Source organism: Mycetocola sp. Y444 (assembly GCF_059445295.1).
On the sequence record NZ_JCAIUB010000001.1, the window covers coordinates 445,809 to 464,923 of the forward strand.

16 protein-coding genes are annotated in these 19,115 nt (G+C 64.3%); 11 read left to right on the forward strand and 5 right to left on the reverse strand.

Annotated elements, in window-relative coordinates; translation table 11 throughout:
• Positions 1 to 104: 104 nt before the first annotated feature.
• From AC1C2M_RS02130 to AC1C2M_RS02140, 3 genes are all read right to left on the reverse strand, one after another.
• The gene (locus AC1C2M_RS02130) at positions 105 to 1,688 is read right to left on the reverse strand and encodes a monocarboxylic acid transporter (protein ID WP_483404587.1); all 1,584 of its coding nucleotides are present in this window, start codon (positions 1,686 to 1,688) and stop codon (positions 105 to 107) included.
• Positions 1,685 to 2,035, reverse strand: coding sequence for a DUF485 domain-containing protein (locus AC1C2M_RS02135; protein WP_108391473.1), 351 nt, complete (start codon positions 2,033 to 2,035; stop codon positions 1,685 to 1,687). Before AC1C2M_RS02135 ends, AC1C2M_RS02130 begins: the two co-directional genes overlap by 4 nt.
• A gap of 99 nt (positions 2,036 to 2,134) precedes the next feature.
• Positions 2,135 to 2,902, reverse strand: coding sequence for a CPBP family intramembrane glutamic endopeptidase (locus AC1C2M_RS02140; protein WP_495435095.1), 768 nt, complete (start codon positions 2,900 to 2,902; stop codon positions 2,135 to 2,137).
• A 229-nt stretch (positions 2,903 to 3,131) separates the two neighbouring features.
• Here AC1C2M_RS02140 and AC1C2M_RS02145 point away from each other — a divergent pair, with 229 nt between their 5' ends.
• The 11 genes from AC1C2M_RS02145 to AC1C2M_RS02195 all read left to right on the forward strand — a co-directional run bounded on the left by AC1C2M_RS02145 (position 3,132) and on the right by AC1C2M_RS02195 (position 15,427).
• A complete protein-coding gene (locus tag AC1C2M_RS02145; RefSeq protein WP_495435096.1) occupies positions 3,132 to 4,823 on the forward strand; it encodes a peptide ABC transporter substrate-binding protein in 1,692 nt (563 codons plus the stop codon).
• Positions 4,824 to 4,945: 122 nt separating this feature from the next.
• Positions 4,946 to 5,875 carry an ABC transporter permease gene (locus AC1C2M_RS02150; RefSeq protein ID WP_495435097.1) on the forward strand — a complete coding sequence of 310 codons (930 nt, stop codon included), beginning with the start codon at positions 4,946 to 4,948 and terminating at the stop codon, positions 5,873 to 5,875.
• A complete protein-coding gene (locus AC1C2M_RS02155; RefSeq protein ID WP_495435098.1) occupies positions 5,865 to 6,815 on the forward strand; it encodes an ABC transporter permease in 951 nt (316 codons plus the stop codon). The genes AC1C2M_RS02150 and AC1C2M_RS02155 overlap by 11 nt, the downstream gene beginning before the upstream one ends.
• Positions 6,812 to 8,560, forward strand: coding sequence for a dipeptide ABC transporter ATP-binding protein (locus AC1C2M_RS02160; protein ID WP_495435099.1), 1,749 nt, complete (start codon positions 6,812 to 6,814; stop codon positions 8,558 to 8,560). The genes AC1C2M_RS02155 and AC1C2M_RS02160 overlap by 4 nt, the downstream gene beginning before the upstream one ends.
• A 217-nt stretch (positions 8,561 to 8,777) precedes the next feature.
• Entirely contained in the window at positions 8,778 to 10,685 is a 1,908-nt protein-coding gene (gene typA / locus AC1C2M_RS02165) for a translational GTPase TypA (RefSeq protein ID WP_483404580.1), read from the forward strand.
• Positions 10,686 to 10,827: 142 nt separating this feature from the next.
• Positions 10,828 to 11,538, forward strand: a complete 711-nt coding sequence (locus AC1C2M_RS02170; RefSeq protein WP_495435100.1) for an AzlC family ABC transporter permease — start codon at positions 10,828 to 10,830, stop codon at positions 11,536 to 11,538.
• Complete coding sequence (locus AC1C2M_RS02175) at positions 11,535 to 11,849, forward strand: AzlD domain-containing protein (RefSeq protein WP_495435101.1); 315 nt, start codon at positions 11,535 to 11,537, stop codon at positions 11,847 to 11,849. Before AC1C2M_RS02170 ends, AC1C2M_RS02175 begins: the two co-directional genes overlap by 4 nt.
• A gap of 95 nt (positions 11,850 to 11,944) precedes the next feature.
• Positions 11,945 to 12,490 (forward strand): hypothetical protein, encoded by a 546-nt coding sequence (locus AC1C2M_RS02180; protein WP_495435102.1) that lies wholly within the window; start codon positions 11,945 to 11,947, stop codon positions 12,488 to 12,490.
• Positions 12,491 to 12,527: 37 nt separating this feature from the next.
• The gene (fdxA, locus tag AC1C2M_RS02185; protein WP_108391464.1) at positions 12,528 to 12,851 is read left to right on the forward strand and encodes a ferredoxin; all 324 of its coding nucleotides are present in this window, start codon (positions 12,528 to 12,530) and stop codon (positions 12,849 to 12,851) included.
• A 3-nt stretch (positions 12,852 to 12,854) separates the two neighbouring features.
• A complete protein-coding gene (dapC, locus tag AC1C2M_RS02190; RefSeq protein ID WP_495435103.1) occupies positions 12,855 to 13,973 on the forward strand; it encodes a succinyldiaminopimelate transaminase in 1,119 nt (372 codons plus the stop codon).
• A gap of 146 nt (positions 13,974 to 14,119) precedes the next feature.
• Positions 14,120 to 15,427, forward strand: a complete 1,308-nt coding sequence (locus AC1C2M_RS02195) for a citrate synthase (RefSeq protein WP_483404575.1) — start codon at positions 14,120 to 14,122, stop codon at positions 15,425 to 15,427.
• A 94-nt stretch (positions 15,428 to 15,521) separates the two neighbouring features.
• Here the strand turns inward: AC1C2M_RS02195 and AC1C2M_RS02200 are convergent, their stop codons facing one another.
• Entirely contained in the window at positions 15,522 to 18,005 is a 2,484-nt protein-coding gene (locus tag AC1C2M_RS02200; RefSeq protein WP_495435104.1) for a penicillin acylase family protein, read from the reverse strand.
• 91 nt (positions 18,006 to 18,096) lie between these two features.
• On the reverse strand, positions 18,097 to 19,062 hold the full coding sequence (gene dapD, locus AC1C2M_RS02205; protein WP_483404573.1) for a 2,3,4,5-tetrahydropyridine-2,6-dicarboxylate N-succinyltransferase: 966 nt from the start codon (positions 19,060 to 19,062) through the stop codon (positions 18,097 to 18,099).
• Positions 19,063 to 19,115 lie beyond the last annotated feature (53 nt).

Here is a 19,115-nt window from a genome sequence, read left to right on the forward strand (position 1 = left end):
TCGTCGTCATTGTCTGAGCTGAGGAGAAAACGTCCTCCCCGCCCGTACCCGAGTCGGGCACCCGAGTCGGGCACCCAGTTGGGCACCCGAACTCAGCTACCGACCTAGTGCGACGATGCCTTCTCCGCACCGTGTCCGGTGAGAGAGCGCACCTCCATCTCGGCTGCGATCCGCGGGTCTTCCTTGACCTTCGAGGTGACCGTACCCAGCCAGCCCAGCAGGAAGCCGAGCGGGATCGACACGATTCCCGGGTTGTTCAGCGGGAACCAGGAGAAGTCCACGTCCTTGAACATCGAGGTCTCCGCGCCCGAAATGACCGGCGAGAAGATGATCAGGATCAACGCCGATGCGAGCCCGCCGTACATGCTCCACAGCGCACCTCGGGTGGTGAACTTACGCCAGAACAGCGAGTACAGGATGGTGGGCAGGTTCGCGCTCGCCGCGATGGCGAACGCGAGAGCGACCAGGAACGCGATGTTCTGTCCCTGAACACCGATTCCACCGGCGATGGCCAGCAGACCGATCGCCACGACGGTGATCCGAGCCACCTTCACCTCGCCGTTCGGGGGAACGGCACCCTTCTTGATCACGTTCGCGTACACGTCGTGAGCGAACGACGTTGCCGCGGTGATGGTGAGCCCCGCGACGACCGCGAGGATCGTCGCGAAAGCAACGGCGGAGATGATGCCGAGCAGAATCGACCCGCCCAGCTCGAACGCGAGCAGCGGTGCAGCCGAGTTCACTCCACCGGGGGCGGCGAGGATCCGCTCCGCGCCGACGAGGTACGCGGCGCCGTAGCCGAGCACGAGGGTGAACAGGTAGAACAGGCCGATGAGCCAGATGGCCCACACCACACTGCGACGGGCTTCCTTCGCCGTTGGCACCGTGTAGAACCGCATCAGCACGTGGGGGAGTCCGGCGGTACCGAGCACGAGCGCGAGCGCGAGCGACACGAAGTCGAGCCGAGACGTGCCGGTCGCGCCGTACTGGGCGCCCGGGTTGAGGATGTCCTCGCCCGCGACGGCGACCGCCTGCCCAAGGAGGGCTGACAGGTTGAAGCCGTTGAGCGCGAGCACCCAGACGGTCATCACTCCAGCGCCGGCGATGAGGAGCACAGCCTTGATGATCTGCACCCAGGTGGTTCCCTTCATGCCGCCGATGAGCACGTAGGCGATCATGATGATGCCGACGACGGCGATGACAACGGACTGGCCGAGTCGATCGTTGACACCGAGGAGCAGCGACACGAGTCCACCGGCGCCCGCCATCTGCGCGAGCAGGTAGAAGAAGCACACGGCAAGCGTTGCGGTCGCTGCCGCGAGACGGACCGGGCGTTCCTTCAGGCGGAAGGAGAGAACATCCGCCATCGTGAACTTGCCCGTGTTCCGAAGGAGCTCAGCGACGAGGAGGAGGGCAACGAGCCACGCCACCAGGAAGCCGATGGAGTAAAGGAAGCCGTCATAACCGTTGACGGCGATGGCGCCGCAGATGCCGAGGAACGACGCAGCGGACAGGTAGTCGCCCGCGATTGCCGTTCCGTTCTGACCGCCGCTGAACGAGCGGCCGGCCGCATAGAAGTCGTTCGCCGTCTTGTTCGAGCGCGATGCCCGGATGACGATGATGAGCGTCACGACGACGAACGCCGCGAAGATGGAGATGTTCAGGATCGGATCACCAACAGTTTTCATGCTCGCTCAGCCTCCTCGAGCTCGTTGCGGAATTTCTCTGCGGCCGGGTCGAGTTTGCGGTTGGCAAACGAGACATACCAGGTGGTGATCGCGAAGGTCGTCACGAACTGGCTGAGTCCGAGGATCAGACCGATGTTGATGTTTCCGATGACCTTCGTCGCCATGAACTCGTGTGCGTAGTCCGCCAGCAGAACGTAGGCGAAATACCAGAGCAGGAACGCAACGGCCAGGGGGAAGACGAAGCTCCTGTGCGTGCGTTTGTGAGCGATGAAGTCCGGTGACTCTTCTATCGCGATGTAGTCGATAGCCGTTCCTGGGGTGTGGGTACCCGTGTCGTCGTGTGGCATGGTCCTCCTCAAGTTCGCGCATCGTCGCGCGGCGCACCACCCTGTGCGCTGGGGACACACTAGTGGTTTGTTGTGTGGCCAAACAAGAGGTGAGATCGCTTACCGAGACACCGCGAAAAACTCGGGGAACAGCGCGACCGCCAGGGGATAGCCGACAAACGACGCGACATCGAGCAGCAGGTGCGCGATGACGAGTGGCATCACCCTGCCCCATCTCCGGTAGCACCAGCCGAAGACGATGCCCATCGCGACGTTGCCGAAGAACGGCCCGACGCCCTGATACAGGTGATAGCTGCCGCGGAGGAGCGAGGTCGACAGGATGATGGTCCAGTCAGACCAGCCCCGCTCCTTCAGTCGGGTGAATAGGTAGCCGACCACGATGACCTCTTCGACGAGCGCGGCGCGAAGAGCGGAGAAAATGAGGATCGGCACCGTCCACCAGTGCGTGTCGAGGGGAGAGGTCTCTATCCCCACGGTGATTCCCACGAATCGGCCGATGAGATAAAACGCAATGCCCGGGATGCCGATGGCGAGAAAGAGGGCGACGCCGCGCCGAAGGTCACGACCGGGCTCGGTCAAGGTGAGGCCGATTCGCGCCGCTCCACTCGCGGATGCGGTCCAGAGCAGGTACAGGGCGAGAGCGACGACGAAAAGTTCGAAAAAGATCCCGAGGAACTGGTACGTGAAATCCAGCCACTCCCGCTCACTGAGCGAAGGATTGAGGCTTGCGCTCTGTTCGGACAGGGGGACGTCTGACGTCAATCGCGCTGTCAGCGACACAAGCGAGTAGACGGCGGATGCACCGACGGAGAGACCGAGAACTATGGCGATTTCCCACCACGCACGCCTGGCCGGGGTTGTCACCATCGCATCTCCCTACCGTCCCTGAGGCCATCCTTGCCGAAGAATTGCGCAGAAGACGCCTTTGGAGCAGAAAATGTGCGAATTCGCCAATAATTCGCAGATCACGTTTCCGGTAAGTAACGATTCACCCGACAAATTTGCAGATGGGCGCACCGCTACCTATGGTTCTTGTATCCAGCACCGCAGTCGGGGCACAAAACTGTCTGCCGTGCGCACTCGCACAGGAGGAAAATTGAAAAGATCACGCGTAGGCCTTAGCGCCGTCGCGCTGTTGTCTGTGGGCGCCCTGGCGCTCACGGGCTGCAGCAGCAGCGGTGGCTCGACTGAGAAGTCGTCCGGGGCCGACACTGACGCAATCATCACCACAAACGGCAGCGAGCCGCAGATGTCCCTGCTCCCCGCCAACACCACCGAAACCGGTGGCGGCAAGATCATGACCTCGATCTTCGCCGGACTCGTCTCGTACGACGCCGAAGGCGCCATCGAGAACGAGGTTGCCGAATCCATCGAGTCTGACGACGCCACCAACTGGACTGTCACGCTCAAGGACGGTTGGAAGTTCACCAACGACGAAGAAGTCACATCAGAGTCGTTCGTCGACGCCTGGAACTATGCGGCGCTGTACGACAACGCACAGGGTGCTTCGTACTTCTTCGACAACATCGTCGGTTTCAGCGACCTGCAGAACGCGGTCGATGACCCCAGCGGTGCGGTTGACGAAGACGGCAACGCAATCCAGGTCGGCGCTCCACTCGCCGAGGAAATGTCCGGACTCAAGGTTGTCGACGACAAGACGTTCACCGTCGAACTCGCGATTCCTGAGGCCGACTGGCCGCTCCGTCTCGGTTACACGGCATTCATGCCGCTGCCGAGCGCAGCGTTCGAGGACATGGAAGACTTCGGCGAGAACCCGATCGGCAACGGCCCGTACATGCTCGACGGCGAAGGCGCCTGGGTTCACGAGGAAAAGATCAACCTCGTCACCAACCCGGACTACGACGGCGTTCGCAAGCCGGCCAACGGCGGCCTTGAGATCATCTTCTACGCCACGCAGGATGCCGCATACGCGGACGTTCTCGCGGGTAACCTCGATGTTCTCGACGCCATCCCGGACTCGGCATTCGAGAGCTACGAGAGCGACTTCGGCGACCGTGCTGTGAACCAGGCTGCCGCGATCTTCCAGGGCTTCAACATGCCGTACTACCTCGAGCACTGGAGCGGCGAAGAAGGCAAGCTCCGTCGTGCCGCCATCTCGATGGCAATCAACCGCGAAGAGATCACCGACGTGATCTTCCAGGGAACTCGCACCCCGGCAACCGACTTCACCTCCCCGGTGATCGACGGCTGGACCGACGACCTCGAGGGCGCTGAAGTACTCGACTACAACCCCGACGAAGCCAAGAAGCTGTGGGCAGAGGCTGACGCCATTGCACCATACGGCGACACCGTCTTCGACATCGCATACAACTCTGACGGTGGCCACCAGGGCTGGGTCGACGCTGTGACCAACAGCATCGCGAACACCCTCGGCATCACCGCACAGGGCAAGCCGTACCCGACGTTCGCAGCAGCGATCGACGACCGCGACAACGACAAGCTGACCGGTGGAACACGCGCCGGATGGCAGGCCGACTACCCGTCGCTGTACAACTTCCTCGCTCCGCTGTACCAGACCGGTGCCGGATCGAACTACGAGGACTACTCGAGCGAAGAGTTCGACAACCTCCTCAAGGAAGGCGCGAGCGCTGCCACGGTTGAAGACGCAACCGCGAAGTACCAGGAAGCACAGGAAGTCCTGCTCAAGGACCTCCCGGCCATCCCGCTGTGGTACTCCAACGTGACCGGTGTCTCGGCTGACACCGTTGACAACGTGGTGTTCGGCTGGGACTCCGTCCCGCTGTACCACGACATCACCAAGGGCTAGGCTCACCGAGCCCAGACCGCACACGTGAAATGTCCGGGGCGAATTCGCCCCGGACATTTCATTGACTAGAATCAACCAGTGATTGTGACATTCATGTACGTTCGACCCGGCGAAATAACCTGATGCTCTGGTACACAGGTAAACGCATTCTTCAGATGATCCCCGTGTTCTTCGGGGCAACTTTCCTCATCTACTTCATGGTCTTCTCCCTTCCGGGCGATCCCATTGCTGCGCTCTTCGGGGACCGCCCACCTGCGCCGAGCGTCATCGCGCAGATCCGCGCCGAGTACAACCTCGACAAACCCTTCATCGTGCAGTACTTCCTGTACATCGCCGGGCTCTTCCAGGGCGACCTCGGAACCACATACTCTGGCCGCCCCGTCGCCGACGTGATGGCATCCGCGTTCCCCGTCACCGCACGCCTCGCCCTCCTCGCGCTCGTTTTCGAAGCGTTCGCCGGAATCCTCGTCGGCCTCGTCGCCGGCCTGCGCAAGGGCAAGTGGTTCGATACCAGCGCACTCGTTGTGAGCCTTCTGCTCATCTCCGTGCCGACCTTCGTCGTCGGCTTCGTTGCGCAGTATGTCTTCGGGATCGAGCTGGGCTGGTTCCGGCCGACGGTGTCCGGAGATGCGCCGTGGAGCGAACTCGTCCTCCCCGCCCTTGTTCTCGCGTCGGTGTCGTTCGCCTACATCGTCAGGCTCACCCGCGCGAGCGTTGCAGACAACCTCAACGCCGACTTCGTCCGAACGGCGACAGCGAAAGGCCTCTCGCGTCGTCGGGTCGTCACGGTGCACGTTCTGCGCAACTCGCTCGTTCCCGTTGTCACCTACCTCGGCGTTGACCTCGGTGCGCTCATGGTCGGCGCGATCGTCACGGAGGGCATTTTCAACATCAACGGTGTCGGTGGAACCGTCTACCGGGCGATCACCCTCGGCGAGGGACCGACAGTCGTGTCGTTCATCGCTGTCATGGTGATCATCTTCGTGGTCGCCAACCTGCTCGTCGACCTGCTCTACGCGGCACTTGACCCAAGGATTCGCTATGCAAAATAAGAAATACGCTTCACAGGGTCATTACGTCGCGCCGCTCGAGGAAACCCCCGTTGCAGCGATCGACAAACTGGACGAGTCACAGAAAGCACGCAGCACGTGGGCGGATGCCTGGGAGTCGATGCGTCGTCGACCGACGTTCTGGATCTCGGCGGTCCTCATTTTCATCATCGCCGTCGTCGCGCTGTTCCCCGGCCTGTTCACCTCGGTCGCACCGAACGCGAACTGCCTGCTCGCCAACAGCAACGGCGGCCCCGAGGCGGGACACCCGTTCGGGTTCACCCGCCAGGGCTGTGACGTCTACTCCCGGGTCATCTTCGGCACGCAGGCATCCGTCACGGTCGGCCTGCTCGCGACACTCCTCGTGACCCTCGTCGGAATCGTCATCGGTTCCCTCGCCGGGTTCTACGGCGGGATCCTCGACTCGCTCGTCTCGCGTCTCGGCGACATTTTCTTTGCGATCCCGACCGTTCTCGGCGCGATCGTCCTGATGAGCGTCCTCCCGAACCGCACACCGATCACCGTCGCACTCGTGCTCGCGATCTTCGCCTGGCCGCAGGTTGCCCGCATCATGCGCGGCGCCGTGCTCAGCGCGAAAAACTCCGACTACGTCATGGCGTCGATCGCCCTTGGTGTGTCGAAGTTCAAGATCCTCCTCCGCCACGTCATCCCGAACGCGATCGCCCCCGTGATCGTGATCGCAACGGTGTCGCTCGGTACGTTCATCGTCGCCGAGTCCACCCTGTCGTTCCTCGGTATCGGCCTCCCGCCGAGCGTGATGTCGTGGGGCAATGACATCGGCCAGGCGCGGACATCGATCCGCACCAGCCCGCAGACGTTGCTCTACCCCGCAGCGGCACTCTCACTCACCGTGCTCTCGTTCCTCATGCTCGGCGATGTCGTCCGTGATGCACTCGACCCGAAGGCGAGGGCACGTCGATGAGCCAGCCAGTAACGGATGCCGTGGCGTCGCCGCGCGATTCCTCCACCGAACCGCTTCTCCAGATCCGCGACCTCGAGGTCGGATTCCAGACGCAGCGAGGCATCGTCCCCGCCGTGCGTGGCGTCGACCTCACCCTCTACGCCGGGCAGACGCTCGCCATCGTGGGGGAGTCCGGTTCGGGCAAGTCGACGACCGCGCAGTCGATCATCGATCTGCTGCCAGGAACCGGAAAGGTCACCGGAGGACAGATCCTGTTCGAGGGACGCGACCTGACTGCGCTCTCGCCCCGCGAGATCCAGGACGTCCGGGGAAACCTGATCGGTTACGTCCCGCAGGACCCGATGTCGAACCTCAACCCGGTCTGGAGCATCGGATTCCAGGTCGAGGAGGCCATCAAGGCGAACAACATCGCCCAGGGCAAGGACGCGCGCCTGCGCACCATCCAGGTCCTCCAGGAGGCCGGGCTGAGCGACGCGGGTGACCGCCTCAAGCAGTTCCCGCACCAGTTCTCCGGCGGTATGCGTCAGCGCGTGCTGATCGGAATCGGCCTCTCCAGTCGCCCGAAGCTGCTCATCGCCGACGAGCCGACGAGCGCGCTCGACGTCACGGTTCAGCGTCAGATCCTCGATCACCTCGGAACCCTCACGCGTGACTACGGCACGAGCGTGCTGTTCATCACCCACGACCTCGGCCTCGCAGCCGAACGTGCCGAGCAGCTCGTCGTGATGTACCAGGGCAAGGTTGTCGAGTCCGGGCCGTCGCAGGAGATCCTCGCGAACCCGCAGCACCCGTACACCCAGCGCCTCGTCGCGGCGGCTCCGAGCCTCGCGTCCCGTCGCATCCAGGCCGTCAAGCAGCACGAGGTTGCCGAGACCGAGATCTTCTCGGAGGGCGCCATCGACACGACGCTCCTCGAGCGTGCGGCCGAACGTGAGAACGCGGCACCGGCCAGGGACCTCATCTCGCTTCGCAACGTGTCCAAGGTGTACCGGATTCGGAAGCAGGGATTCCGTCACGATGAACTGAAAGCCGTCAACGACGTTTCCTTCGGTATCCAGAAGGGCACGACGACAGCCCTGGTAGGGGAGTCCGGGTCTGGCAAGTCGACCGTCGCCAAGCTCCTGCTTCAGCTCGAGTCGATCACGAGCGGTGAGATTGAATTCGACGGTCAGGATGTCGCTGGCCTCCGTGGCGCTGAACTGCTGAAGTTCCGCCGTCGCGTTCAGCCGGTCTTCCAGGACCCGTACGGCTCGCTCGACCCGCAGTACAGCGTCGGCAACACCATCGCCGAACCGCTCCTCGCCCACAAGGTGGGAACGGCACGCGAACGCCAGATGCGGGTGCTTGAACTGCTCGACCAGGTGTCGCTCCCGGCCTCAACCCGCTACCGCTACCCGAGTGAACTCTCGGGTGGACAGCGACAGCGCATCGCGATCGCCAGGGCACTCGCGCTCAAGCCGGACGTCCTGGTGCTCGACGAGGCGGTGTCGGCGCTCGACGTTCTCGTCCAGGGTCAGATCCTCAACCTTCTCACCGAGCTGCAGACCGAGCTTGGCCTGACCTACCTCTTCATCACACACGACCTCGCGGTCGTGCGGCTCGTTGCGGACAACGTGTGCGTGATGAGGAAGGGGCAGATCATCGAGTCGGCGACGACCGATGAGGTCTTCGACAGCCCGCGTGAGGTGTACACGCAGGAGCTGCTCGCTGCGATCCCCGGAGGCAACTTCGAGTTCGGCCGCTAACCGGACTGTTCAAGGAAGCACCGGCGCGACAGGCGCGGCAACTACGGTTGGCGGACCTGTGGCTCCGGTGCTTCTTTGCGTGAACCTGAGATCAGTCCCAGCGAGCTGAGGGCTCTGTGCAGTAAGATAATCTGTTGGGTCGGATTCTGGCTCGCATCTGTACATTTCCCGTCGCGCTCATACTCTCGCGACATCTCTTCTTGTAAGGAATTTTTTCATGGCGCTTGCTTCGCGCGACGACCTCCGAAACGTAGCCATTGTCGCTCACGTTGACCACGGCAAGACGACCCTGGTTGACGCCATGCTCCGTCAGACGGACTCATTCGCCGAACACGCGCACCTCGAAGAGCGCGCCATGGACTCGAACGAGCTCGAGCGGGAAAAAGGCATCACGATCCTCGCGAAGAACACCGCGGTGTCGTACAAGGGCAAGCACGCCACGAACGGACCGATCACGATCAACGTGATCGACACCCCCGGCCACGCCGACTTCGGTGGAGAGGTCGAGCGCGGCCTGTCCATGGTCGACGGTGTCGTCCTGCTCGTCGACGCGAGTGAGGGCCCGCTGCCGCAGACCCGCTTCGTGCTCCGTAAGGCACTCGAAGCAAAGCTTCCCGTCATCCTCCTGGTCAACAAGACCGACCGTCCCGACGCGCGCATCGATGAGGTCGTCGCCGAGAGCCAGGACCTCCTCCTCGGCCTCGCGAGCGACATGGCCGACGACGTTCCCGACCTCGACCTCGACGCCGTCCTCGACGTGCCCGTTGTCTACGCATCAGGCCGTAACGGAGCTGCGAGCTGGAACAAGCCCGAGAACGGCACCCTGCCGGACAACGATGACCTCGAGCCGCTGTTCGACGCCATCATCAAGCACATCCCGGCTCCCGTCTACGATGACGAGCACCCCCTCCAGGCTCACGTCACCAACCTTGACGCGTCCCCGTTCCTCGGTCGTCTCGCTCTGCTGCGCATCTTCCAGGGCACGATCAAGAAGGGCGAGACCGTCGCCTGGGTCAAGTACGACGGATCCATCCACAACGTGCGCGTCACCGAGCTCTTCATCACCAAGGCTCTCGACCGTTACCCCGCCGAGAGCGCTGGCCCAGGCGACATCGTCGTGGTCGCCGGATTCCCCGACATCACCATCGGTGAGACCCTCGCCGACCCCAACGATGTCCGCCCGCTCCCGACGATCACCGTCGACGAGCCGGCCATCTCGATGACCATCGGTACCAACACCTCGCCGCTCGTCGGCAAGGTCAAGGGACACAAGCTCACCGCACGCATGGTGAAGGACCGTCTCGACCGCGAACTCGTCGGTAACGTCTCGCTTCGCGTGCTCGACATCGGCGCACCGGACAAGTGGGAGGTGCAGGGCCGAGGCGAACTCGCCCTGTCGATCCTCGTCGAGCAGATGCGTCGTGAGGGCTTCGAACTCACCGTCGGCAAGCCGCAGGTTGTCACCAAAAAAGTCGACGGCAAGACCCACGAGCCGTACGAGCACCTCACCATCGACGTCCCCGAGGAATACCTCGGCGCAATCACCCAGCTCCTGGCTGCGCGCAAGGGCCGCATGGACAACATGGCGAACCACGGAACCGGATGGGTCCGTATGGAATTCATCGTTCCGTCGCGTGGTCTCATCGGCTTCCGCACGGAGTTCATGACGCTCACCCGCGGCACCGGAATCGCCAACGCGATCTCGCACGGTTACGACGAGTGGGCCGGCCCCATCGTCACCCGTAACAACGGTTCGATCGTTGCCGACCGTTCGGGTGTTGTCACGCCGTTCGCCATCATCGCCCTCCAGGAGCGGATGACGTTCTTCGTCAACCCGACCGAAGAGGTCTACGAGGGCATGGTCATCGGCGAGAACTCGCGCAACGACGACATGGACGTCAACATCACCAAGGAAAAGAAGCTGACGAACATGCGCCAGTCGACCTCGGACACGTTCGAGTCGATGACGCCGTCACGCCAGCTGTCGCTCGAGGAGTGCCTCGAGTTCGCCCGTGAAGACGAGTGCGTCGAGGTCACTCCGGCCATCGTCCGCATCCGCAAGGTCGAGCTCGACGCCAACGCCCGCGCGCGCAACACGAGCCGCCTGAAGAAGCAGAACGAGTAACAGAAGTCAGTTCACACGAAGCGCCCGGGATCAGTGATCCCGGGCGCTTCGTTCGTCCCGCTACTCTGGATCCCATGTCCTGTACCCGATTGCTGGCTTCCCGGGTCGAGTTCGGGCCGCTTGTCACTGGTCGGTCACAGGGATGAGCCGGCAAGCGCCCCGAACGCCGGAGCAGCTTGCCGCACGCCAGGGCGTTGCTGTCGGTGTCGCCACCGCGGCATATGGAGTCTCATTCGGTGCCCTGGCGGTTGCCGCCGGCCTCGACATCTGGCAAGCCTCGGTGCTCAGCCTCTTCATGTTCACCGGCGGATCGCAGTTCGCTCTCGTCGGCGTCCTCGCGTCGGGCGGAATCGCTTCAGCTCCCGCCGCCATTGCCAGCGCCGTGTTGCTCGGCTCCAGGAACACAGCGTACGGCATGCGGATGAAACCGGTCGTCGGCCGTGGCTGGCCCCGTGACATCGCCGCGGCGTGGTTGACCATCGACGAGTCGGTGGCGGTTGCCCTGGCCCAGAAGACCGCCACCGCGAGTCGCACGGGGTTCTGGGTGACCGGACTTGTCGTTTACCTCGGCTGGAACCTCACCACCTTCGCTGGCGCCCTCGTCGGTGACCTGCTCGGAGACACCCGCGCGTACGGACTCGATGCCGCCGCTGCTGCGGCGTTCCTCGGCCTGCTGTGGCCTCGCCTCCGCAGGAAGCAGGCGCTCGTCGTCGCCGGGGGAGCGATGGTGGTCGCTGCGGTCCTCCTGCCGTTTGCTCCGGGCGGTGTGCCCGTCATCGCCGCCGCGCTGGTCGCGGTCGTGGTCGGTGTCACCAACTGGTTCGGGAGCCGGGACGGGGCAGGTGCCTCGTGACCCTCTGGAACGTCATATTGATCGCGTCGATCGCCTGCGTCGCGTTGAAGCTCGCGGGTTACGCTGTGCCGGCGCACTGGCTGGAGAAACCGGTGCCGTCACGGATCGCCGAACTCCTCACCGTGGCGCTCCTGGCCGCTCTCATCGTCGTGCAGACCGTCGGCGATGGAGTCGGCGTTGTCCTTGACGCTCGAGTCCCGGCTCTCGGCGTCGCTGCGGTGCTCTACGGGCTCAGGGTGCCGTTTCTCATCGTCGTGATCGTTGCGGCTGCTGTTGCCGCCCTGCTCCGGGCGCTGACCGGCCTGGCGTGACCCCCGCGGGCGGGCGAGCGATCGCCACCGCGGCGCCGTCACCAGCATCGAGCACTGAGCACCGAGCACTCAAGCGGGCTGGGTACACTTGGCCGGTGAGCGGATATAACGGCGGACTGGGCAGCAACAACGAACTGGCGGGCAACGGGCCAGCGGGCAACGGTCCGGTGGGCAACGGCCAGGCCAACGCTGAGCCGACGAGCCCAGAGCCGGGTGCCCGCTCCGCGGCAGGGCTGCAGCCGACCAGCGGACGCAATCGAGCGGTCAGTTGCGTCCTCGGTTTCATCGTCGGCGCAGTCTTCGGCGCTGTCGGTACAGTCCAGCACCAGGCGACGCTCGCCCTCGGCTCCTTTAACTTTCCCCTCGGCCTGATCCTCTCCCTCGTGGGCGTGCTCGCGCTTCTGGTGGGCTTGCGCCTGCTCATCGGCGACCGCCTCGTTGTTCTCCTGGCTGCCGTTGGCGTCGTTGGCATGATCGCGCTGCTCTCGGTGCAAAGCCCCGGCGGCTCCGTGCTGATCCCACAGGGGCTGGCCGGACTGGTCTGGACCATCGGGCCGGTGCTCATCGCGACGGTCGTCGTTGCGTGGCCGCGGCTGCCCGAACGGCCCCGGTCGCCATCGGTCACGATGGGTGAGGCGTAGACTTGACTGAGCCGTCTTTCGAAGGGACTGACCAACTGTGACCTATGTCATCGCCCTCCCGTGCGTGGATGTCAAAGACCGGGCGTGCATCGATGAGTGCCCCGTGGACTGCATCTACGAGGGTGAGCGTTCGCTCTATATCCACCCGGACGAGTGCGTCGACTGCGGAGCCTGCGAGCCCGTGTGCCCCGTCGAGGCCATCTACTACGAGGATGACCTGCCCGAGGAATGGGCCGACTACTACAAGGCGAACGTCGAATTCTTCACCGAGGTCGGTTCGCCCGGCGGAGCGGCAAAGGTCGGGGTTATCAAGTACGACCACCCGGTCATTTCTGCCCTGCCGCCGCAGGCCGGCGTCTGAGGCGTGGCGCTCTCACCGCTTCCCGATTACCCGTGGGATGCCATGGTGCCGTTTGCCACTCGCGCGCGCCAACATCCTGACGGAATCGTCGACCTCTCGATAGGTTCGCCCGTCGACCCCACTCCCGAGGTGGTGCGGGTCGCCCTGTCCGAGGCGACAGACGCACACGCGTACCCGACAACAGCCGGAACCCCGGCTCTCGCCGAAGCCATCGTCGACTGGTTCGCCAGGCGACGGTCGGTACCCGATCTTCGCTCGGCGAATGTCCTTCCCACCATTGGTTCGAAGGAACTCGTCGCACTCCTGCCGTTCATGCTCGGCATCGGGGAGGGCGACACGATCGTGCATCCGCGGGCCGCCTACCCCACCTACGCCATCGGAGCGGCGATGTGCGGGGCCAGCGCTGTGGCATCCGATGATCCGGCCGAATGGCCGGAAGGCACGAAGCTGATCTGGCTTAACTCGCCGGGCAACCCCGACGGAAACGTGCTCGACATTGACTTCCTTCGCGTTGCCGTCGCTCGAGCACGCGAACTCGGCGCACTCATCGTGAACGACGAGTGCTACGCCGAACTCGGCTGGAGCGGTCAGTGGGCAACCGTACCGGTTCCGTCCATCCTTGACCCGCGGGTCACCGGGGGGAGCGTAGACGGCGTCCTCGCCATCTACTCGCTCAGCAAGCAGTCCAACATGGCCGGGTATCGTGCCGCGTTCGCCGGAGGTTGTGCCGCCACGATTACGCGGCTGACCACGGTTCGGAAACACGCGGGACTGATGGTGCCAGCGCCGTTACAGGAGGCGATGATCGCCGCCCTCGGCGACGATGCGCACGTTGCCGAGCAGAAGGCGCGCTACGCCGGGCGGCGGGCCGTGCTCCTGCCCGCGCTCGAGGGCGCCGGGTTCCGTCTCGATCGTTCCGAAGCCGGGCTTTACCTGTGGGTGACCGAGGGCAGGGACGCCTGGGAGTCGATCGGGAGGCTCGCCGACCTCGGCATCCTCGCCGGTCCAGGTACGTTTTACGGTGAGTTCTCGCCCGAGCACGTCAGGCTGTCGCTCACGGCCACAGACGAGAGGATTGCCGCTGCGGCGCTGCGACTCTCCCGCGACGGCGTTGGAGTTTAGCTCCAAGAGGTCAAGCCGGTCGTTGGCGGATGCGGTAGTTGGCCGGTCAGCCGATTAGGCTGTATCCGGACCCGTCGCCGCGGCCACACATTCGCGGGGCAGGAACGCCGCACAATCACCTGGAACAACCAGTACAAGGAGGCGCCGTGGGCGACGTCGAGCAGGAGTCAAGCGCAGTGACCGAGAAAGCTACCCTGACCTACCCGGGCGGAACCGCAGAGTTTCCGATCCTGAAATCGAGTCAGGGCGCATCCAGCCTTGACGTCTCAACGCTGACGCGCCAATCGGGCCTGACGACACTGGACTACGGGTTCGTGAACACGGCGGCAACGAAGTCGTCGATCACGTACATCGACGGCGACGCCGGCATCCTCCGCTACCGCGGATATCCCATCGAACAGCTCGCCGCATCCTCCACCTACCTCGAGGTCGCGTGGCTGCTCATCTACGGCGAGATGCCGACGGCCGACCAGCTCGCTGAGTTCGACGAGAAGATCCGACGCCACACACTGCTGCACGAAGACCTCAAGCACTTCTTCTCGGCCCTGCCGCACACGGCACACCCCATGGCCGTCATCTCGAGCGCACTCTCCGCTCTCTCCACCTACTACGAGTCCGCTGCGGACCCCAGCGACCCCGAACAGGTTGAGCTCACCACGATCCGCCTGCTCGCGAAGCTCCCCGTCATCGCGGGCTACGCACACAAGAAGGCGACAGGCCAGGCGTTCCTCTACCCGGACAACAGCCTGAGCTTCGTCGACAACTTCCTGCGGCTCAACTTCGGCAACATGGCCGAGCCGTACGAGATCGACCCCGTGCTGTCGAAGGCGCTGGACCGGCTGCTGATTCTCCACGCCGACCACGAGCAGAACGCGTCGACCTCGACCGTGCGGCTCGTCGGTTCGACCGGTGCCAACCTCTACGCGTCGGTCTCGGCTGGCATCAACGCCCTGTCCGGACCGCTGCACGGCGGTGCCAACGAGGCGGTCCTCGAGATGCTCGGTCGCATTCGTGACTCGGGCGAGGGCGTCGCGAAGTTCGTCGAGCGCGTCAAGAACAAGGAAGAGGGTGTCAAGCTCATGGGCTTCGGGCACCGCGTCTACAAGAACTACGACCCGCGCGCGAAGATCGTCAAGGAGAGCGCGGACGAAGTTCTCGCTCAGCTCGGCGTCAGCGACCCGCTGCTCGACCTCGCGAAGGAACTCGAGCAGATCGCCCTCGAGGACGACTACTTCAAGGAACGCCGCCTGTACCCGAACGTCGACTTCTACACCGGCGTCATCTACAAGGCGATGGGCTTCCCGACCCGGATGTTCACCGTGCTGTTCGCGATCGGACGCCTTCCCGGGTGGGTGGCGCACTGGCGCGAGATGAACGAGGACCCGCAGACCAAGATCGGCCGCCCGCAGCAGCTGTACACGGGTTCGGCCGCTCGCGACCTCCCGCAGCGCTAACCGAGGCCACCCGCTGGCGCACGCCCGCTGGCACAGAAAACCCCCACCGACATGAGTCGGTGGGGGTTTTCTGTGCGCCAGGGGGCGCCCGCGTCTACGGTGTGAGCGTCAGGATGTCCGTCGCACCGCTGCTGACGGCATCCGGGGTGTACGCCCATGCCCGTGTCTTGTTCTCCTGCCAGAGCGCGGTCTGGTCGACGTAGGTCGGTGCGAAGGCGTGCCCGGATGCTCCGCCGAGGTTGATCCACGTCGACGAGTCGAAGTCAGCCAGGTCGACGACCTGACGCATGGACGGTACCCAGTCGACGGTGTAGCCGTCCGGGGCGTACCAGCCGACAGCGTTCACCACTGACGAACCACCGGCGAGCTCATACGGTCCGCGGTTGAACAGCCACTCGATCGGCGCGATCCCGGATTCGCCAAAGCTCGCGTTGCGGATGGTCAACGTGTGGAGTTCGCCCCAGGTCCAGTCCTCCGGGTTGTCGCCCATCAGGTCCTCGGCCTCGGTCCATGCGGCGCTGAGAGCGTGAGTGATCGCCTCGTCGCGCCCGGTGACGTTGTCGTCGGCTGAGACCCACCAGGCCGACTGGGGGTCGTCGAGGAGGCCGCTCACGATCTGGAACCACTGGCCGCCTCCCGAGGCAGGAAGCGCTTCAGGCAGTTTGGGTGAGAAGGTGTCCTCGAGCAGCGTGCGCCAGAAGATGTTGAAGTACGCACTCTCCGCGCTGTCAGCGTCGTCGGCGAAGTCCCAGTCGGCGAGCAGCGCAGCACCCTTTTTGGCGTTACCCGACGGGGTCAGGTCGGCCAGATACGGAGCAAACGTCTCGCCGACCGCGTTGTGGTTGTCCGCCTGGATCTCGCTCATCGTTGCCGCGGTGAATTTGGTGCCAGCGTCGATGTCCGTTCGGATGCGGTCGGTGATGCGGTCTGCCCGGTACCCGGCATCCCAGTCCCTGGTGATGAGGTACGGGTAGCTGGAGTCCACCACGGCGTTGTTGGCGGTGACGATGTACCCGGACTCGGGGTTGTACTGGGTGGGCAGGGCCTCGAACGGAATGTAGCTCTTCCAGCCCGATGCACTCGTCCAGCCTGGCTGCGGCACAGTACCGTCACCCGCTGAGCGGACCGGAATCAGTCCAGGTGCCTGGTAGCCGATGTTGCCATCGACGTCGGCGTACACGAGGTTCTGCGACGGCACTTCGAACAGCCTCGCTCCCTCACGGAAGCTGGCCCAGTCGGTCGCCTGGTTCACGGCGAAAATAGCGCGGGGCGTCTGGCCGGGAGTCAGTGCTGTCCACTGCAGGGAGAGCTCGTATGATCCCTCCGGCAGGCCGCTCGATGCGGGATAGTCGGCGGCGATGCTCGAGAAGTCACCGGTGATCCCCGTCACGAGCGGACCGCGTTCCGTTGAGCGGATCGTAATCGGAACGTCCTCGCCCCCGGCGACCTTCACCACCTCCTCGCGGACGGTGAGCGGGCGGAGGACGCCGTCGAGTTCATAGTTCGCTTCCGCGACCTTCTCGATATAGAGGTCGGCGGTGTCAGGCCCGAGATTCGTGAACCCCCACGCAACCCTCGCGTTGTGGCCGATGATGATTCCCGGCATTCCCGAGAAGCTGAATCCGGCAACGTCGAACGGGCACTCGGCCGAGACCACTGAGCAGCGCAATCCCATCTGGTACCAGACCGAAGGAAGCGACGGGCCGAGGTGAGGGTCGTTCGCGAGCAGCGGTTTGCCCGACTCCGTCAGGCTTCCGGCGATGACCCACGAATTGGAGCCGATGTCGCTGCCTGCCCTGCCGAGAAGTGCTGGCATCCCCGCAACGACGTCGCGGAGCGCGAGGAGTGCGTCGACGGATGCCTCATGTTCGGTGGAGGTGTCCTCGGCAGCTTCGCCGAACGGCGTCGCCATTGCGGAGAGCACGGTCGGGTTCGTCTCGTACGGGTAGTCGGGGTACAGAGTGGACAGCTGCTCGGGTGAGACGCTCGTGGCCAGGATCGCCCGGTCGATCTCATCCTCGAGATTGGAGCGGAGGTCCCACGCCATGGCTTTCAGCCAGGCAACGGAGTCGGCCGGCGTCCACTTCTCCGGCTCGTACCCCGGGTTCTGCAGGCCGAGGACGGCGTACTCGAGGGAGAGCGCTGCACCCTCACGCTGGGCCAGGTAGGCGTTCACTCCGTCGGCGTAGGCCTGGTACCAGCTGAGCGTGAGCGGGTCGAGCAGTTCGACCTCCTGTTCCGCAACAGCGCGCCAGCCGAGGGTACGGACGAAGGTGTCTGTTTCGACCTGTGCCTCACCGAACAGTTCAGCAAGGCGACCGCTCGTGACGTGCCGGCGGAAGTCCATCTCCCAGAACCTGTCCTGCGCGTGCACGAACCCCTGCGCCGCGAACAGGTCGGTCGCGCTCTCCGCTTCGATGACGGGGATGCCGGCGTCGTCGCGGTACACGGTGACGTTCGCGTCGAGTCCAGCGACGGCAAGCTCACCGTCGAGCTGGGGGAATGAGCGCTGCACGGTGAGGACCGCGAGTCCGCCGGCGACGAGGACCAGGACGACGAGACCGCCAATGATGCTCATCAGAACTGTAAACAAGCGCGATCGGCGGCCTCTTGGCGTCCTGGGAACCACGTCACTCCTTCGTGAAACTGCGGGGTTGTGCCGCCCGGTGTCAGGCGTGCAACGCGTCGTTGAGTTGGATTCCCGCTCCTGTGCGGTTCAACACCTCGACAGCCCCCGTGAGGGAGTTGCGTCTGAAGAGCAAGTTTGGCATGCCGGACAGTTCCACAGCCTTCACCACGACCGGTGCGTCGTCGGCGTTTTTGTCTCCGACAACGACGACCTTCGTCCCCGCAGTGACATAGAGCCCCGCTTCGACGACCGAGTCGTCTCCGATGGAAATACCGATTCCCGAGTTAGCGCCGAGGAGCGCACGTTCGCCGATCGAGACCCGCTGGGTTCCGCCGCCAGACAGCGTTCCCATGATCGACGCGCCTCCGCCGATGTCGGACCCGTTGCCGACGACAACTCCTTGCGAGATGCGCCCCTCGACCATCGACGCGCCGAGGGTACCGGCGTTGAAGTTCACGAAGCCCTCGTGCATGACCGTTGTTCCCGGTGCGAGGTGCGCTCCGAGGCGGACCCGCGATGCGTCAGCGATCCGCACCTTGGGCGGGGTGACGTAGTCCAGCATGCGTGGGAACTTGTCGATGCCGGTTGCCGAGATGCCCGCGCGGGAAAGCGCCGGCCGGATCTCGTCGAAATCCGCGGGGTTTACCGGGCCAGCGTTGGTCCAGACCACAATCGGCAGGTGGCTGAAGATTCCGTCGAGGTTGATCGAATTGGGCGTCACCAGAAGGTGGGAGAGCAGGTGCAGCCGGAGATAGGCATCCGAGGTGTCCTGGGGCGCAGCCTTGAGCTCGATCTGGACCGTCACGATGTCAATGCGCACGCGCCGACGCTCGTCGGTGCCGGCCAGGGCCTCAATCGGTGCCGGGACGATCCAGCGTTCCCGGTTGGCCGGGATCGGACCGAGCTGAGGTTCCGGATACCAGGTGTCCAGGACCGTGCCGTCGGAGGCCACAGTGGCGAGGCCGTAGCCCCAGGCGTGCGTTGCGGTGAGTGCGGAGTCCGTCATGCCTCAAGGCTAGCGAACCGCCGGGTTTCCCGACGCCCGTGTGACGCGACCGT